Below are 15839 nucleotides of genomic sequence, written 5' to 3'. Positions count from 1 at the left end.
AGCACCACAGGCGTAGTGTGAAAGTTATGACAAAGCCTGAACACACACTGCGCTTTCTTGGGGGAACTGAGACGGTTACCGGAAGTAAGTACCTGATTGAAACCGGTGGCAAACGCATTCTGGTCGATTGTGGCCTGTTTCAGGGATACAAGTCTTTACGCGAACGTAACCGCGAGCCCTTCCCAGTGCCGCCTGACACCATTGATGTGGTCTTGCTTAGCCACGCACACTTGGACCATTCAGGATATGTTCCCGCGCTCGTGCGTGATGGTTTCCGCGGTAACATCATCGCCACAACAGGAACTGCAGAGTTGTGTTCCATTTTGCTTCCAGACAGTGCCCACCTCTTGGAAGAAGAGGCTACCCATGCCGCCAGGAAGGGGTATTCCAAGCACACCCCACCAAAGCCTCTCTATACGGTGCAAGATGTGGAACAGGCCCTGTCACAGTTCCGTACTGCAGAGTTTGATGAAGTACTCGAGGTTGTCCCAGGTGTGAAGGCCACTTTCCTTCCCGCAGGACATATTTTGGGTGCATCCCAATTGCACATCGAGGTTGCTGGAACCAGCCTGCATTTCACGGGAGATATGGGACGGCAGCATGACCCGCTGATGAAACCTCCACGTGCATTTGAGGGTGCAGACATTCTCATTACTGAATCCACGTACGGTAATCGCAGTCACCCCAATATCGATCCCGAGAAAGAACTTGGCCCTGCACTCAAGCCCACGCTTGATCGTGGCGGTGTCGTTGTAATTCCCGCCTTTGCCGTGGGAAGAACTCAGGGACTGATGCTTCATATCTGGCGTTTGATGGATCGTGGCGAGATTCCTCGCGTACCTATCTATGTCAACAGCCCCATGGCGGCGAGTGCAACACGGATGTATCACAAGCATCAAGATGAGCACACTATTCCCGCTGACGAATTTGAAGCCGTTTATGACGTTGCTCATATGGTTGGCACCGTTGAAGAATCGAAGAAGCTCAATGAACGTCATGGCCCCATGATTATCATTGCTGCCTCCGGCATGATGACCGGTGGTCGCGTGCTCCATCACCTGGTTGCTTTCGGGGATGATCCCAACAACCTCATACTTATCTCTGGCTATCAGGCAGGGGGAACCCGCGGGGCCCTCTTAGCTGGAGGAGCAACCTCACTGAGAATTCACGGTCGAGATGTGCCCATTCGCGCGCAGGTGATTCAGCTTGAGAGCATGTCAGGCCACGCAGACGCGGATGAGCTCCTGGATTGGATGCACACTGCCCCGCGTGCCCCAAAAATGACCTATGTCACACACGGTGAAATGGATGCGGCAGACCGGATGCGTTTTCGGATTGCGTCCGAGTTGAAATGGAATGTTCGGGCACCTGAACATGGTGAAAGCATTGATCTTTCGAACCCGCAATAAGGGTAAAGACAAAGTAGCCTAGAGCTATGGATTCCGGCACTCTGTACCTCGTCGTTGCACTTTCGCTAGTGGCGGATGTGATTCTTTATGTTGTGGTTGCTCGAGCCGCATCGGGCAAAGTAGGGCCCAACGCGTGGGCGGGTATCCGAACAAAAGCTACCCGTAAGAATGAAAAAACATGGTTGGCTGCTCACGTGGTGGCGTACCCCATCATGCGGGATACCGCTTTGGCCAATGCAACCTTGATGATTGTTGCCCTTTTCCTGCCCGCGCAATTCCAGACGTATCTCGTCCAGGTCGCACTGGGAGCATTGCTGGTGGGTGTGATTTTTGCCGGTGTTCAAGGCCAGAAAGCCGCGAAAGCTGCCGACAATGACTAAACCTTCTGGCTTGTCTCACGACCCCCTCTGGCCTCGAGCTGGCGGATGGCCAGCCCCTTCTGAATTATCCGCGGGATCTCGGATTGATGTTTCCTTAGTCGGTGTTCCCGCTTCACAAACTTCATTGAGCGCAACTAATGCTCACGAAACCCCTGACGCTATTCGTTCTGCACTTTTTCGTTACTCTCCTGCACTCATGCAGGATCGCCGCCTGCCTGAGAAGGGTGTGCGCAATAACCCAGACATTGTGAATTTGGAAGAGCTCACCGTGGCAGATTTTGGCAATGTTGCCGACCCTGATTCTCCGGCAGGTGAAGCGCGAACTATTGCAGTGATGGCAGATGCCGCCAAAGCCTCAGAGCTTGTCATTGCTCTAGGTGGCGATAACTCCGTCACAGTAGCTGCTGCGCTGGGGGCATGGGGGAGCGACCTCTCAACTGCAGGTTTGATTACTTTAGACGCCCACTATGACCTGCGTGATGGGGTCAGCAATGGCTCACCCGTGCGCAGACTGATTGAGGCGGGTTTGAATCCTCAACGCATTGTGCAAATCGGCATTCAAGATTTTGCCAACTCTGTTGCCTATGCTCGCAGGGCTCATGAGCTAGGTATCACGGTGATTCACCGTGATGAACTTGCCCGACGACCTCTCGCTGAGATTATGAGCGAGGCACTCGCTATTGCCGGTGCCGCAGGCGGTCCAGTCCATGTTGATCTGGATGTGGACGTGTGTGATCGATCTGTTGCCCCGGCCTGCCCAGCTAGTGTTCCCGGCGGTATCAGTGCCTATGAACTGCGCCAGGTTGCCCGTATCGCTGCGGCTCACCCTCAGGTTCGATCATTGGACCTGACCGAAATAGATGCCACCACAGATTCGCCAGACGGCAGAACTGTTCGCCTCGCGGCACTGTGTGTTCTGGAGGCAGTTGCCGGCGTTAGCCAGCGATAAGTTCTCCGTCTTTCCACACCCGGCCAATCAGGGGGACACCGGGACGATAGGCAAGGTGAATGTAGCTGGGTGCATTGATCTCGGCAATGTCTGCGCGCATTCCGACCGAGAGGCTGCCCACATCATTCCGACGCAGAGCCTGTGCTCCTCCGGCTGTGGAGGCCCAGAGGGCTTCTGCTGGGCTCATGCCCATTTCCCGCACCGCTATAGCAATACAAAACGGCATAGAAGAAGTGAAGCTAGATCCTGGGTTGCAGTCTGTGGATAGAGCAACTGTCACACCCGCATCAATGAGTGCACGACCAGAAGGGTAGGGCTGTTTGGTAGAGAATTCCACACCAGGAAGCAAAGTGGCAACTGTGCTGGAACCTGCCAGGGCTGAGATATCTTCCTCAGTGAGATAGGTGCAGTGATCCACAGAAGCAGCACCTAGCTCAACGGCCAAGGCAACACCTTCGCCGGGGCCAAGTTGTGACGCGTGCACGCGAGGTTGGAGTCCTGCGGCTATTCCGGCAGTCAAGATACGCCTGGTTTCCTCCACCGTGAAAGCACCTTTTTCACAAAAAACATCAATCCACTTGGAATATGGTGCACACGCTGCAAGCATTTCGCCCGTCACGAGCTCAACATAGTCATCACGGGAGTCGGCAAACTCTGCAGGAACCACATGCGCACCTAAAAAGGTCACTTCCTCGGTGACTTCTCTGGCCAGGCGCACCAATCGTTCTTCGGTTGCAACGTCTAGTCCGTATCCTGACTTGATTTCGATGGTCGTGGTGCCCTGAGAGTGCATTTCTTTGACCAGCGAAGCAACGTGCTCGCGCAAACTCTCTTCGGAGGCAGCACGTGTTGCCGCAACGGTTGAACGTATGCCGCCTGCGGCATATGGTGTTCCTTCCATGCGTGAAGCAAACTCTGCAGAGCGATCCCCGGCAAAAACGAGGTGAGAGTGAGAATCAACAAACCCTGGAATGAGCGTGTTTCCATGCACATTGACCACAGCGTCAATGTCGAAACCGCCACCGGTTTCGGCATCTGCTGCTTTGCCGACCCACGCCACCACACCGTTGTCAACAATCATGGCGGCGTCACGGATCTCGCCAGTAGGGGAGTCCGTTCCACCGGCACGTGCCGCTTCTTTCGGATTGTTCGTCACGAGCAAACCGATGTTGGTGAATAGCGTGCGAGACATGATGGTGAGCTTACTTACCTGTTAGTTTTCCCACATTGGAACACGCAGACCACGCTCACGAGCGAGCTCTTCGGCACGCTCGTAACCAGCATCAACGTGACGCATGACACCAGTACCGGGGTCATTGGTGAGAACGCGTTCGAGTTTCTGGGCCGCCAGTTCGGTTCCATCGGCAACAGTGACCTGACCACAGTGGATGGACCGGCCAATACCAACACCACCGCCGTGGTGCAAAGAAACCCAGGTTGCACCGGATGCTGTGTTGAGCAGGGCGTTAAGCAAAGGCCAGTCAGCGATAGCATCCGAGCCATCTTTCATGGCTTCGGTTTCGCGGTAGGGGGAAGCAACCGAACCTGAGTCGAGGTGGTCCCGACCAATCACGATCGGTGCGGAGAGCTCACCAGAGGCGACCATCTCATTGAACTTCAGGCCTGCCAGGTGGCGTTCTTTGTAGCCCAACCAACAAATGCGCGCAGGCAAACCTTCGAAGTGAACCTTTTCGCCTGCCTTAGTGATCCATCGCTTGAGGTGCTCATTCTCGGGGAAGAGTTCCATGATGGCTTTGTCGGTCTTGGCAATGTCTTCTGGGTCTCCGGAGAGAGCTGCCCAGCGGAATGGACCGTTACCCTCACAAAAGAGTGGACGAATATAGGCGGGCACGAAGCCGGGGAAGTCAAATGCGCGGTCATAACCACCGAGCTTGGCTTCGGCACGAATCGAGTTTCCGTAGTCGAAGACAATGGCTCCAGCATCCTGGAACTCAACCATGGCTTTGACCTGCTTCGCCATTGCAGCACGGGAGTGCTCAGTGAACCACGCAGCATCCTGTTCTGCCTTCTTGTGCCATTCCTCAACCGAGACACCTTCAGGAAGGTAAGAGAGGGGGTCGTGTGCACTTGTTTGGTCCGTCACGATGTCGATAGGAACTTTGCGCTCCAGTAACTCAGTGAAGACATCAGCTGCATTGCCAACAATTCCTACAGACAAGGGAGTCTTGGATTCCTTAGCTGCCAGAACACGAGCAATCGCATCATCGAGGTCATGGGTCATCTCATCGAGGTAACCGTGTTCAACACGACGCTGGAGACGGGTAGCGTCCACGTCCACGATGAGCACAACACCGTCATTCATGGTGACGGCCAGGGGCTGTGCGCCACCCATGCCACCGCAGCCACCGGTCAGGGTGAGAGTTCCAGCGAGAGTTCCACCGAAGTGTTGACGAGCAACAGCACCGAATGTTTCGTAGGTTCCTTGCAAAATTCCTTGGGTTCCGATGTAGATCCAGGAACCTGCGGTCATCTGGCCGTACATGGTGAGGCCTTCGGCCTCGAGACGGCGAAATTCTGGCCAGTTTGCCCAGTCACCCACGAGGTTGGAGTTGGCAATGAGCACACGAGGAGCCCACTCATTGGTGCGGAATACACCAACAGGCTTGCCGGACTGGACCAAGAGGGTTTCGTCAGAGTCGAGTGTCTCAAGCGTGCGCACGATGGCGTCATATGCTTCCCAGGTACGGGCAGCTTTACCAGTGCCTCCATACACAACAAGTTTCTCGGGGTGTTCAGCAACCTCAGGGTCAAGGTTGTTCATGAGCATGCGCATGGGGGCTTCTGTCTGCCAGCTTTTGGCGGTGAGTGTGTTTCCGCGTGCGGCACGAACGGTGCGTGGTCCTGAGGTCATGAGGGTCTCCTTGGGCTTATTTATGGTGTTCAGATCAGTGGGGTAGTTGCGGCAGCCTGAGCTACAGCTGTGACACGGCCAGAAAGAGTGAGCTCGGCAGCAGTTTCAATTTCGGGGGAGAGGAAACGGTCTGCACCGGGGCCAGCAACACCGTTCTTGCGTAGTTCAGCGATCACAGCGCCGGTAACGGGACTAGGTTGCAACGGAGCACGCAGGTCAATACCGCGTGAGGCCGTCATTAGTTCAATACCAATGACGCGTGAGAGGGCATCAACTGCTTTACGAAGTTTGCGTCCGGCATGCCACCCCATTGAGACGTGGTCTTCCTGCATGGCGCTGGAGGGGATGGAGTCCGCCGAGGCGGGAACTGCCAACCTCTTCATTTCTGAAACCAAACCAGCAGCCGTGTATTGAGCAATCATGAGGCCTGAGTCCACACCCACTTCGTGAGCGAGGAAGGGAGGCAGTCCTTGGTTACGTGAGCGATCGAGGAAGCGGTCGGTACGGCGCTCACTCATCGACGCAACATCAGCAGCGACGATGGCAAGGAAGTCCAATACATAGGCAACCGGTGCACCGTGGAAGTTACCGTTGCTTTCCACACGGCCATCAACTGTCAGCACGGGGTTGTCTACTGCAGAGGCGAGTTCTCGGTTGGCTACGAGTTCTGCGTGAGCGATGGTGTCCCGAGCTCCACCGTGAACTTGGGGCGAGCACCGCAGTGAATAGGCATCCTGCACTCGACCATCTTCAGGCCCTGCATGCGAGTGCACGATGGGTGAGTCAGCCAAGATATTGCGCAGGTTGGTTGCTGATTGTCCTTGGCCAACCTGAGGGCGCAGGGCGTGCAAATCTGCGGCAAAGACCTTGTCAGTTCCCATCAATCCTTCGATGCTCATCGCTGCAGAAACATCCACAGCGGTCATCAGCATCTTGAGATCTGTAATGGCCAGTGCCAGCATGCCGAGCATGCCATCCGTGCCATTGATGAGGGCTAAGCCTTCTTTCTCTTCCAGCTTGAGGGGAGTGATTCCTGCCTCTGAGAGAGCTTGGGATGCGGGCATCAGAATGCCCTCAGCGTTGCGCACATCACCTTCACCCATGGTTGCTAAAGCACAGTGGGACAGTGGAGCAAGATCACCAGAGCACCCCAGGGAACCGTATTCGCGAACCACGGGAGTAATTCCGGCGTTAATGAGGGCCGCATAGGTTTGAGCAACGATGGGGCGAACGCCGGTGCGGCCGGTCATCAGAGTCGACAAACGCAAGAGCATCAGTGCGCGAATAACTTCACGCTCTACTTCCTCCCCAGAGCCTGCCGCATGAGAGCGCACGAGTGAGGCCTGGAGTTGTGCTCGGCGGTCGGACTCAATAAAGGTTGTTGCCAGTGCGCCGAAACCGGTAGAGATGCCATAGTGCGGGTTGGGGTCTGAAGCCAGTGCATCGATGACGGCGCGAGATCGTGCTACCTCTTCAAGTGCTTTTTCATCGAGCACAATGTGTGCGTCATACCGCGCAACAGCAACGACATCGTCAATGGATACGGCACCAGTGCCCACAGTTACAGAACTCATGTACTGATTTCACACTGAAAAGATTGCGATAAATACGGCAAAAACACCCCTTGTGTCTGATATTACAGACAAGGCATACTGGGGTCGTGAGTAAAGTTCCCGCAGCCGATTCGACCCTGCGTATTTTGGAGTTTCTTGCCCACCAGCGAGGACCCGTTCCCGCACAAACTATTGCAACAGCATTATCTTTGCCGCGATCTTCTGTGTATCAAATCTTGACCGTTCTCACCGAGCGTGGATTTGCTCTGCACATCCCAGAAGAGCGCCGTTATGGTTTAGGGCCAGCCGCCTTTGAGCTCTCCTCTTCCTACTCGAGGCAACAACCGTTGACGCGACTTGGTGCACCACTGCTGGCCAAACTGGTCGACCACATCGGAGAGTCAGCTCACCTGGCTGTTCTGCACGGAACCGATGTTCTCTATGTCGTTGAGGAGCGCGCTGCCAGACGACCCTCACTCATTACAGACGTGGGAGTGAGACTTCCTGCGCACCTCACGGCGTCTGGCCGTGCTTTGCTTACGGCCTTACCACCCGCACAATTACGAGCGCTCTACTCAGATCCAGTGGTGTTTACCCAACGAGAAGAATTGGGGTTGGCCGGACCGCAAAGTTATCGTGAACTCAAAGCGCTGGTGACACAGGCGGCTCAACAGGGCTATTCCACTGAACGCAGCGAAATCACTGATGGTCTTGCCTCTGTAGGTGTTGTGGTCAAAGACCACCTCGGCTGGCCAGCAGCAGCGATAGCGGTGACCTATCCCGTTCCTGTTTCCGCAACGGAGGAAGAACTCCAGTTGCGAGTTCAACATCTCCTTCCCGAAATCAAGACAACAGCACAGGAACTGAGCCGCCGTATCCACGGAGCGAGTTAAGCTACACACATGGTTGTTGCGTATCTTTTGCTAGCCGTGGCTATCGTCAGTGAAGTTATCGGGACTATTTCACTGAAAATGAGTGACGGCTTTACCAAGCTTGTGCCCACCATTTTCGTGATTGTGGGATACCTGGGCGCATTTACTGCGCTGGGTTTAGGGCTCTCAAAAGGTCTCAGCATGGGTGTGGCATACGGTATCTGGGCAGGATGTGGCACTGCTCTTGTTGCCATCATGGGAATCTTCCTCTTCAAGGAAACCATCAACGTCTGGGGTTTCATTGGACTTGCACTCATCATCGTCGGAGTGGTCATGTTGGAAATGGGAAGTTCTCACAGCTAATTAAGCTCTGGGCGACATGCCCCGCTCCCACATTGACCTGACAGCAAAACAGGCGCACACTTAATACAGACCTCGACCGGTCAGGCTCGATAGCCCCGACGGTCGCCCTTCAACAAAGGAGACCATATGGCAACCGCGAACATCAAGCTTGAGACCCCTTCCGCAACCTTAGGTGGCGGCGAAGAGGGCGGCTGCTGCGGCGGCGCGTGCTGCGGCGGCAAGTAAGCATCAACACAGCGCAAAGAGCTCGACCTCGATAGAGGTCGGGCTCTTTTCTTGTCTACTCGCAGACCACGCCGTCTTTGTCCCTATCGCGATACCACTCATATTCGGGGTCAACGCCCTGGACATAGGGACCTGCGCCGTTTGCTTGTGCGAGAGAGCAGGTTCCATAATTCGGGTCAAGGACACCGTCTGAGACTGGCGCAACCGGCTCAGGGGCAGCACCTGCCGCAACGGTGGCTTTCTGTGGAACCTCAACGGAGACAGAGGTGCACTCGTTCAAAACGGATTGCAATGCCATGCGTTCTAGGGAGTCCACGCTCAAACTCCAGCGCCACTTCACTGCAACCCAAGTGGCGGCATAATCACAAAAGTATCCTCGTGCCGGCGGCATCCATCTCGCGGGATCTTGATCACTTTTTGATCTGTTGGAACTCGCTGTCACAGCAACCAGTGAAGGACCGTAGCCCAAGTCATTACCAAATTGGACCCTAGTAGCGCTATCCCAGGCATAGGCGCCAGAGACCCAGGCCTCATTCAGTGGCACGAAATGGTCAATGTCGAGACGGCTTGCATCGGTCAACATAGCTCCGTCATATACCGAGACCCAAGAACCAGTGGTGACGGTGCAGCGCCCGCGGGTAGAGACAGTTGTTTGTGACTCCATCAGCAACACTTCAGCACGGGTGTTGCAGCCATCTCCATCAGCATCAATCCAGGCATTGAAGTAATCGCGGTCATATCCGGTGTGTGAACCGGGTGAATCGTCTTGAGGAAGTTCAGCAAGCATCGCGACAAAAACTGACGTGGTAGCCGAAGCAGACTGAGTCAGTTCAGGAATGGCGGTTGCTGGTGGTGTGGGAGTTTCTGTGGGAACCGAAATGCCAACTGGAGTGGGGCTTGCTTCTAATGCTTGCTCCAGGGAATCAACCGTGACCGCCGTTTGCATCGAACGAACAGCATTGACTGAGGAAGCAATGGAGCCCACGACTAAAACAAACAGGCAAACGAGGCCAATGACAAGCCAGATACGTTTGTTCTTCTGCACGCGCACTCCCTCCCTCTATGACGGTACCAACACTCAGGCGTAGAGTCAGCACATGGCAAAAAAACGCGCGCTCGTTACCGGGGCAACCGGATACATCGGTGGACGTTTGGTTCCCAGGCTCCTCGAGGCAGGTTTCACTGTTCGTGTTCTGGTGCGTAATGCCGACAAACTCAAAGATGTTCCCTGGCGCTCACAGGTAGACATTGTTGAAGGCAACCTTCTTGATGCTGAGATTGTCTCCGAAGCATGCAAGAACATTGACGTTCTCTATTACCTGGTTCATGCCATGGGGGAGAAAGGTGATTTTGAGTCGAAAGAAATCACCGGAGCACACAACGTTGCTCGCGCAGCCAAAGAGTGTGGCGTCAAGAGAATTGTTTACTTGGGTGGATTACACCCCTCCAAAGGTGAGCTGTCTAAGCACCTGCGCTCGCGTGCCGAGGTGGGAGAAATACTCCTCGAATCAGGTGTTCCCACGGTTGCATTGCAAGCCGGTGTGATTATTGGTTCGGGTTCAACCAGTTTTGAAATGATTCGTCACCTCACTGATGTTCTTCCCGTCATGACAGCTCCCAAGTGGGTGGGTAATCTCATTCAGCCAATCGCTGTGCGAGATGTCATGTACTACCTCATCAAGGCAGCTGATTTGCCGCCCAGTGTGAACAGGACACTGGATATTGGTGGTCCCGACGTTCTGAAGTATTCGGACATGATGAACGGCTACGCCCTCGAAGCGGGCATGAAAGAACGTGCGATTTTGCGCCTTCCCGTGCTCACTCCCTACTTGGCCAGTCAATGGGTGAACTTGGTTACCCCGATTCCCAGAGCGCTCGCAGTGCCCATCATTGCGTCGCTTCAGCATGACTGCATCATGAACGAACATGATGTTGACCAGATCATTCCGCCTCCACCCGAAGGCCTCGTGCCCTACCGTCGTGCCGTGCATCTTGCCCTAGGAAAAATGCAAGAAGGTGACATTGAGACAAGCTGGCAAAACGCCAGTGTCTACGGTGCTCCCAGTGATCCTTTACCCTCTGACCCAGATTGGGCCGGCCACCGGGTTTATCTAGATATCAAAGAACGTGATTGTGCGGCACCAGCAGAAGACTTGTGGGCAATCATCGAAGGCATCGGTGGTGAGAACGGCTGGTATTCCCTGCCTATCGCGTGGGCTGCTCGAGGATTTGCTGACAAGCTCGTCGGTGGTGTCGGTTTGCGCCGTGGACGCAGCAACCCAGAAAAGCTTCGCGTGGGGGACTCGGTCGACTGGTGGCGTGTGGAGCGCATAGACCACGGGCGTTTCCTACGTTTACGTGCAGAAATGAAAGTCCCTGGATTGGCCTGGCTTGAACTCAGTGCTGAACCTCAACCAGATGGTTCTTCCCGCTACCTACAGCGCGCTATTTTCTTCCCTCGCGGTTTGGGCGGCCGGTTGTATTGGCTGTCGATTCTGCCCGCACACGGAATCATTTTCAACGGTATGGCAGACAAAATCACCGCAGCTGCAGTCAAAAGATATGAAAAGCGAACTGCTCAATAAAACTCTGTGCTCATCCTTAACTGTTTCATAGCGTCCTCATAGGGTGCGTGTGCAGTGTGTAGTTATCGGCCCCAAGGCCAGAGGATCCCAACCCCCTCAGAACAACACACAATACGAAACGAAGGAGGCATGCAGATGCCCAAGAACGACAACAACGACAACGTAGAAACTCCAGCAGAATTTACCCCTGCTGCACCTGAAGCAACCGCAGAGCAGGCCGAGAACGTGACTCCAATTGAAGAGGGACGCAAGCGCCGTCTCGGAACTGGTGCCATCGTAGGCATCTCAGCAGCAGGCGTTGCCCTCCTTGCTGGAGTTTTTGGTGGCGGAATGGCAGTTGCCAACGTGATTGATCACAACAGCCGTCCCGCAGTTGGAATGGCAGAAGGTGTCGCGGGTCAGCTCCCTGGAGATGGCGGCCACATGGATGGCGACCACGACGGTGACGGTCCCCGCGGCGGTCACGAAGGTAAGCGTGGTCACGGACCACAGGCTGGTATGGCCGGCGGAGCACAGGGTGGACTTGAAGCCGATGGCTCAATGCCAGGAAATGTTCCTCACGAGCATGATGCAAACGGTAACGACATCATTCCTGAGGGTTACCCCACCACTACTCCAGCACCTGCAACAACGAACTAGTACAACCCGTCAGATGGCCGCCTCAATTGAGGCGGCCATCTTTGTTTGAACGAGGAATATTCTGGAACCACAGAACGTTGAAGGTTGCGAGGAAAGAAGAGGCTATGGCTGAGAAGACCACCTCCACCGTCGTTCTGGGTATCGAGGGAATGACCTGTTCGAGTTGTGTCTCCCGTGTCGAAAAAAGCTTGGGCGAACTTCCTGGTGTTCATGCCGCCGTCAATTTGGCGACAAACAGCGCCAAAGTGGAATATCCAGAAGGTGTGAGCGCGGAAGATTTAGTCAAACAGGTTAGCAAAATTGGCTACATCGCCACCCTTCCTGCTTCAGATCAGCACAGCCACAGTCATCACGAACATGGCATTAAGCCTGGGAAGATTTCACTGCTGGAAAGACTGGTCATCGCCATTGTTCTGTCGATTCCCGTCATTGTTTTGGCGATGGTTCCGGCGTGGCAATTTAGTTACTGGCAATGGATTTCGCTGTTGCTGACCACCCCCGTGGTTTTTTTCTGTGGCTGGCCTTTCCACCGTTCAACTTTTTTGAACCTGCGTCATGGCACTCTCACGATGGACACCCTCATCACCATGGGAACCTTTGCTGCCTATTTCTGGTCGGTTTATGCGCTCTTTTTTGGTGCGGCAGGCATGGTTGGGATGCATCACACCCTGGAGCTCTTTGCCTGGCAGTCAGACCCCACACACAACATCTACTTTGAAGCAGCAGCTGGCGTCACCACGTTCTTGCTTCTGGGACGATTTCTGGAGGAGCGCTCACAGCGCAGTGCCAGCGCTGCACTGCGCGCTTTGAGTGAGCTCAAAGCTACTGAAGCAACCATCCTCGTTGACGGGGTTGAGAAGAGAATTCCTGCAGAGCAGTTAGCCGTGGGTGACATATTCATTGTCAAGCCAGGTGAGATTATCGCCACCGACGGCGAGGTGATTAACGGGCAAGCTGCCGTCGATGAGAGCTCACTCACCGGTGAATCTCTTCCCGTGGATAAAAGTCCAGAAAGCGCCGTCACCGGCTCCACCATTGTCTTGGATGGTCGACTCACCGTCAGAGCGACCCAGGTTGGACAAAACACCCGGATGGCTCAACTTGCAATACTTGTTGAGGATGCACAGCTACATAAAGCTGCAGTTCAAAAGCTTGCTGACCGAATATCTGCCGTCTTTGTCCCCATCGTGATCGGTTTAGCTGTGCTCACCATCTTGGGATGGTGGATTGCAGGGGCTCCAGTGACCGTGGGCTTTACGGCAGCCATTGCTGTTTTAGTTATTGCTTGTCCCTGTGCCCTCGGTTTGGCTACACCCGTGGCTTTGATGGTGGGTACCGGTCGAGCCGCGCAAATGGGAATCATCATTTCTGGCCCTGACGCGATTGAAAGTTCAGCCCGAATCAAGACCGTGGTCTTGGATAAGACAGGGACTGTCACTACCGGCCAGATGAGCGTCACCAGCATTCACACCACAGGTTCACACGATGATGTTCTCAGAATTATTGCTGCCCTCGAAACCCATTCGGAACACCCCATTGCTCATGCCATCGTGTCAAAAGCAGTAGGGCTCAAGCTTCCTGCAGTGTCAGAATTCTCCTCTGTGGCAGGTCAGGGTGTCACCGGCGTTGTTGAGGGAGTCAAAGTTTTTGTGGGAACACAAAACTGGATGGCAGAACACCAGCTGGTTCTTTCTGACACTCAAGCCGTTCAGTTTGAGACTGCTCGGCACAGCGGAGCAACCACAGTGTTAGCTGGCTGGGATGGAAAAGTGCAGGCCATTGTGGCAGTTGCAGACACCATCAAAGAAGATTCTGCTGCAGCGATTACCCGCATCAATCAAATGGGGCTAGAAACAATCCTGTTGACAGGCGATCACGAAGACGCCGCCCATCACATAGCGGCACAGGTCGGTATAACTCGTGTCATCGCAGGAGCGACTCCAGAGAGCAAGCTGCAGGTCATCGCTGATTTACAAAAGCGTGGTGGGGCAGTGGCCATGATTGGTGATGGTGTCAACGACGCCGCTGCGTTAGCTCAGTCAGATCTGGGCATTGCAATGGGCACGGGAACTGATGTCGCCATTGCAGCTAGCGACATCACGTTGATTCGTGGAACGCTCAGTGCTGCCGCAGATGCCCTTGCGCTCTCGCGCAAAACACTGCGGATTATCTACGGAAATCTCTTTTGGGCGTTTGCCTATAACGTCGCAGCAATACCGCTGGCAATGCTGGGATTCCTCAATCCCATGCTTGCGGGAGCAGCAATGGCGTTCTCGAGTTTGTTTGTTGTGCTCAATTCACTGCGACTTCGCAGGTTTGCACGTTAGATTGGACTAACTGCTCAACGCAATACCTCGCCGGCTGTGAAGTCGACCTGACTTACAGAAGTGGCGATATGACACTTAGTTCTATCCTCGGGCCTATTCGTTCAACGAAAACTCGTGACCCCAACTCCCAGCCGGTAACCAACAGTTACGCCTCGCTGATGAAGGCGGTCACCTCCGCAGGGCTCATGGAACGTTCGAGGACGTTCTATATGTGGCTTGCAGCTGGGCTCGCTCTGGCCATGGCTGGACTCATCACGGGGTTTGTGTTGATTGGGCAATCGTGGTTCCAGCTCCTTATTGCAGCGGGGTTAGGCATTCTGCTGACACAAATTGCCTTTATTACTCACGAAGCGTCACACCGTCAGGTTTTCAAATCAGGTAAAGCCAATGACTGGACCGGGCGCATTCTGGCGTCAGGCGTGGTGGGGATTTCCTATGCCTGGTGGATGAATAAACACACCAAACACCACATCAACCCCAACACGGTGGGTAAAGACCCCGACATTGAGTGGGACACGATCTCTTTTCAGGAAACAGATGCAGTCAAGCAAAAGGGTCTGTTGAAGTGGATAACGCAGCGCCAAGGGTACTTATTCTTTCCCCTGCTCACGCTTGAAGGCATCAACTTGCATGTGCGCTCTATTGGCACCTTGTTTAGCAAAGGTCGCCTCGAAGGCCGTGCTGTCGAACTATCTTTGATTGCCCTGCGCCTCACCGCGTATGTAGCCGTCGTGTTCTGGTTCCTCCCCCTAGGGATGGCTTTTGCTTTCCTCGGTGTTCAGCTCGCCGTCTTTGGCGTCTACATGGGAGCATCGTTTGCCCCAAACCACAAAGGAATGCCCCAGATTCCAAAAGAAAACAAGGTTGACTTCATGACAAAACAGGTCATGACATCTCGCAACATCAAAGGCTTCGGTGCGACGGCCTTCATGGGTGGCCTGAACTACCAAATTGAACACCACCTTTTCCCCAGCATGGCTCGGCCCCACTTGAAAAAGGCGCGAATGATTGTGCGCGAGCACTGTGCTCGCGAGGGAGTTCCCTACGCTGAAACTACGCTCATGCGTTCGTATGCGATTGTGGTGGCCTACCTCAACAAGGTGGGATTGGCTGCACGGGATCCCTTCGACTGCCCCGAGGCAAGCCGATTTAGACGCCGATAAACTGCTGTCTATGGCAAAAAAGTCTGCTGAACCTGAACTCATTCGCCCGGGGATTGTTCCCGGTCTGGCCGGAGTCATCGCCATGTTTATCGGCATGGGGGTCTATGGCACTGATTGGTACATCACCGTACTTTTCGTGGTGAGCATCTTGGCAGCCATTTTGGCTGTCTTCTCCTGGCAGTCCATCAACAGTAAGCGCTGGCTGTTCACCCCGCTATTTACTGCAATCGCAATCTATTGGAATCCGATCTACCGCCTCACAGATGGCATCACTCCGGGAATTCAGTGGTGGATGCTTCTCCAGGTTGCAGCAGCAGCCGTGTTCTTCCTTGGCGGCTTCATGATTAAGACACCAACAGGGAAGTAGTAGACTTACTTTCGTACCACCAGACTTCTCTCGTCGCCGGCGCTAACGCGTGATGCGTGACGAAATCTCTGACAGGTGCAGTTTGGGGCAATACACACCAGTGAAATCTCGCCGTATTGCTGTCGTTTCTTAAGT

Annotated in this window: 14 protein-coding genes; 10 read left to right on the top strand and 4 right to left on the bottom strand. The window is 54.4% G+C overall.

The window, feature by feature from the left end; all coding sequences use genetic code 11:
* Positions 1-26: 26 nt before the first annotated feature.
* The 3 genes from AINA4_RS05530 to AINA4_RS05520 are packed head-to-tail and all read left to right on the top strand — an operon-like array spanning position 27 to position 2738.
* Positions 27-1409: an MBL fold metallo-hydrolase gene (locus AINA4_RS05530; RefSeq protein ID WP_281786489.1), complete on the top strand. Its 1383-nt coding sequence runs from the start codon at positions 27-29 to the stop codon at positions 1407-1409.
* 26 nt (positions 1410-1435) lie between these two features.
* Positions 1436-1789 carry an SdpI family protein gene (locus tag AINA4_RS05525; protein WP_281786488.1) on the top strand — a complete coding sequence of 118 codons (354 nt, stop codon included), beginning with the start codon at positions 1436-1438 and terminating at the stop codon, positions 1787-1789.
* Positions 1782-2738 (top strand): arginase family protein, encoded by a 957-nt coding sequence (locus AINA4_RS05520; RefSeq protein ID WP_281786487.1) that lies wholly within the window; start codon positions 1782-1784, stop codon positions 2736-2738. The genes AINA4_RS05525 and AINA4_RS05520 overlap by 8 nt, the downstream gene beginning before the upstream one ends.
* On the opposite strand, the gene hutI is transcribed toward AINA4_RS05520, so the two are convergent.
* From hutI to hutH, 3 genes are read right to left on the bottom strand one after another with little or no spacing between them, the layout of a single operon-like run.
* Positions 2725-3930: an imidazolonepropionase gene (gene hutI, locus AINA4_RS05515; RefSeq protein WP_281786486.1), complete on the bottom strand. Its 1206-nt coding sequence runs from the start codon at positions 3928-3930 to the stop codon at positions 2725-2727. The genes AINA4_RS05520 and hutI overlap by 14 nt on opposite strands.
* Positions 3931-3951: 21 nt before the next feature.
* On the bottom strand, positions 3952-5610 hold the full coding sequence (gene hutU / locus AINA4_RS05510; protein ID WP_281786485.1) for a urocanate hydratase: 1659 nt from the start codon (positions 5608-5610) through the stop codon (positions 3952-3954).
* 29 nt (positions 5611-5639) lie between these two features.
* Entirely contained in the window at positions 5640-7184 is a 1545-nt protein-coding gene (gene hutH, locus AINA4_RS05505) for a histidine ammonia-lyase (protein WP_281786484.1), read from the bottom strand.
* A gap of 86 nt (positions 7185-7270) precedes the next feature.
* On the opposite strand from hutH, the gene AINA4_RS05500 reads away from it, so the two are divergent.
* Both AINA4_RS05500 and AINA4_RS05495 read left to right on the top strand, forming a co-directional pair.
* Positions 7271-8056, top strand: a complete 786-nt coding sequence (locus tag AINA4_RS05500) for an IclR family transcriptional regulator (protein WP_281786483.1) — start codon at positions 7271-7273, stop codon at positions 8054-8056.
* A gap of 9 nt (positions 8057-8065) precedes the next feature.
* The gene (locus AINA4_RS05495) at positions 8066-8398 is read left to right on the top strand and encodes a multidrug efflux SMR transporter (RefSeq protein WP_280798656.1); all 333 of its coding nucleotides are present in this window, start codon (positions 8066-8068) and stop codon (positions 8396-8398) included.
* A 280-nt stretch (positions 8399-8678) separates the two neighbouring features.
* Here the strand turns inward: AINA4_RS05495 and AINA4_RS05490 are convergent, their stop codons facing one another.
* Positions 8679-9668 (bottom strand): excalibur calcium-binding domain-containing protein, encoded by a 990-nt coding sequence (locus AINA4_RS05490; RefSeq protein WP_281786482.1) that lies wholly within the window; start codon positions 9666-9668, stop codon positions 8679-8681.
* A gap of 52 nt (positions 9669-9720) precedes the next feature.
* Between AINA4_RS05490 and AINA4_RS05485 the strand changes: the two genes are divergently transcribed.
* From AINA4_RS05485 to AINA4_RS05465, 5 genes are all read left to right on the top strand, one after another.
* Positions 9721-11208, top strand: a complete 1488-nt coding sequence (locus AINA4_RS05485; RefSeq protein WP_281786481.1) for an SDR family oxidoreductase — start codon at positions 9721-9723, stop codon at positions 11206-11208.
* A gap of 135 nt (positions 11209-11343) precedes the next feature.
* The gene (locus AINA4_RS05480) at positions 11344-11847 is read left to right on the top strand and encodes a hypothetical protein (protein WP_281786480.1); all 504 of its coding nucleotides are present in this window, start codon (positions 11344-11346) and stop codon (positions 11845-11847) included.
* A 104-nt stretch (positions 11848-11951) separates the two neighbouring features.
* Positions 11952-14174, top strand: a complete 2223-nt coding sequence (locus tag AINA4_RS05475; protein ID WP_281786479.1) for a heavy metal translocating P-type ATPase — start codon at positions 11952-11954, stop codon at positions 14172-14174.
* Between the two features lie 68 nt (positions 14175-14242).
* Positions 14243-15337, top strand: coding sequence for an acyl-CoA desaturase (locus AINA4_RS05470; RefSeq protein WP_281786478.1), 1095 nt, complete (start codon positions 14243-14245; stop codon positions 15335-15337).
* 10 nt (positions 15338-15347) lie between these two features.
* Positions 15348-15704: a DUF6804 family protein gene (locus AINA4_RS05465; RefSeq protein ID WP_281786477.1), complete on the top strand. Its 357-nt coding sequence runs from the start codon at positions 15348-15350 to the stop codon at positions 15702-15704.
* Positions 15705-15839 lie beyond the last annotated feature (135 nt).

Origin of the sequence: Aurantimicrobium sp. INA4, assembly GCF_027924525.1 — a bacterium.
In the GTDB taxonomy this organism is placed as follows: Bacteria; Actinomycetota; Actinomycetes; order Actinomycetales; family Microbacteriaceae; genus Aurantimicrobium.
This window is presented reverse-complemented; position numbering and strand designations above follow the sequence as displayed.

What these genes read in the sequence shown, in the direction of transcription:
- AINA4_RS05520 (WP_281786487.1), top strand. Translation starts at nt 1,782, where the DNA reads ATGACTAAACCTTCTGGCTTGTCTCACGACCCCCTCTGGCCTCGAGCT.
- hutU (WP_281786485.1), bottom strand. Translation starts at nt 5,610, where the DNA reads ATGACCTCAGGACCACGCACCGTTCGTGCCGCACGCGGAAACACACTC.
- AINA4_RS05465 (WP_281786477.1), top strand. Translation starts at nt 15,348, where the DNA reads ATGGCAAAAAAGTCTGCTGAACCTGAACTCATTCGCCCGGGGATTGTT.
- hutH (WP_281786484.1), bottom strand. Translation starts at nt 7,184, where the DNA reads ATGAGTTCTGTAACTGTGGGCACTGGTGCCGTATCCATTGACGATGTC.
- AINA4_RS05475 (WP_281786479.1), top strand. Translation starts at nt 11,952, where the DNA reads ATGGCTGAGAAGACCACCTCCACCGTCGTTCTGGGTATCGAGGGAATG.
- AINA4_RS05485 (WP_281786481.1), top strand. Translation starts at nt 9,721, where the DNA reads ATGGCAAAAAAACGCGCGCTCGTTACCGGGGCAACCGGATACATCGGT.
- AINA4_RS05530 (WP_281786489.1), top strand. Translation starts at nt 27, where the DNA reads ATGACAAAGCCTGAACACACACTGCGCTTTCTTGGGGGAACTGAGACG.
- AINA4_RS05525 (WP_281786488.1), top strand. Translation starts at nt 1,436, where the DNA reads ATGGATTCCGGCACTCTGTACCTCGTCGTTGCACTTTCGCTAGTGGCG.
- AINA4_RS05495 (WP_280798656.1), top strand. Translation starts at nt 8,066, where the DNA reads ATGGTTGTTGCGTATCTTTTGCTAGCCGTGGCTATCGTCAGTGAAGTT.
- hutI (WP_281786486.1), bottom strand. Translation starts at nt 3,930, where the DNA reads ATGTCTCGCACGCTATTCACCAACATCGGTTTGCTCGTGACGAACAAT.
- AINA4_RS05470 (WP_281786478.1), top strand. Translation starts at nt 14,243, where the DNA reads ATGACACTTAGTTCTATCCTCGGGCCTATTCGTTCAACGAAAACTCGT.
- AINA4_RS05480 (WP_281786480.1), top strand. Translation starts at nt 11,344, where the DNA reads ATGCCCAAGAACGACAACAACGACAACGTAGAAACTCCAGCAGAATTT.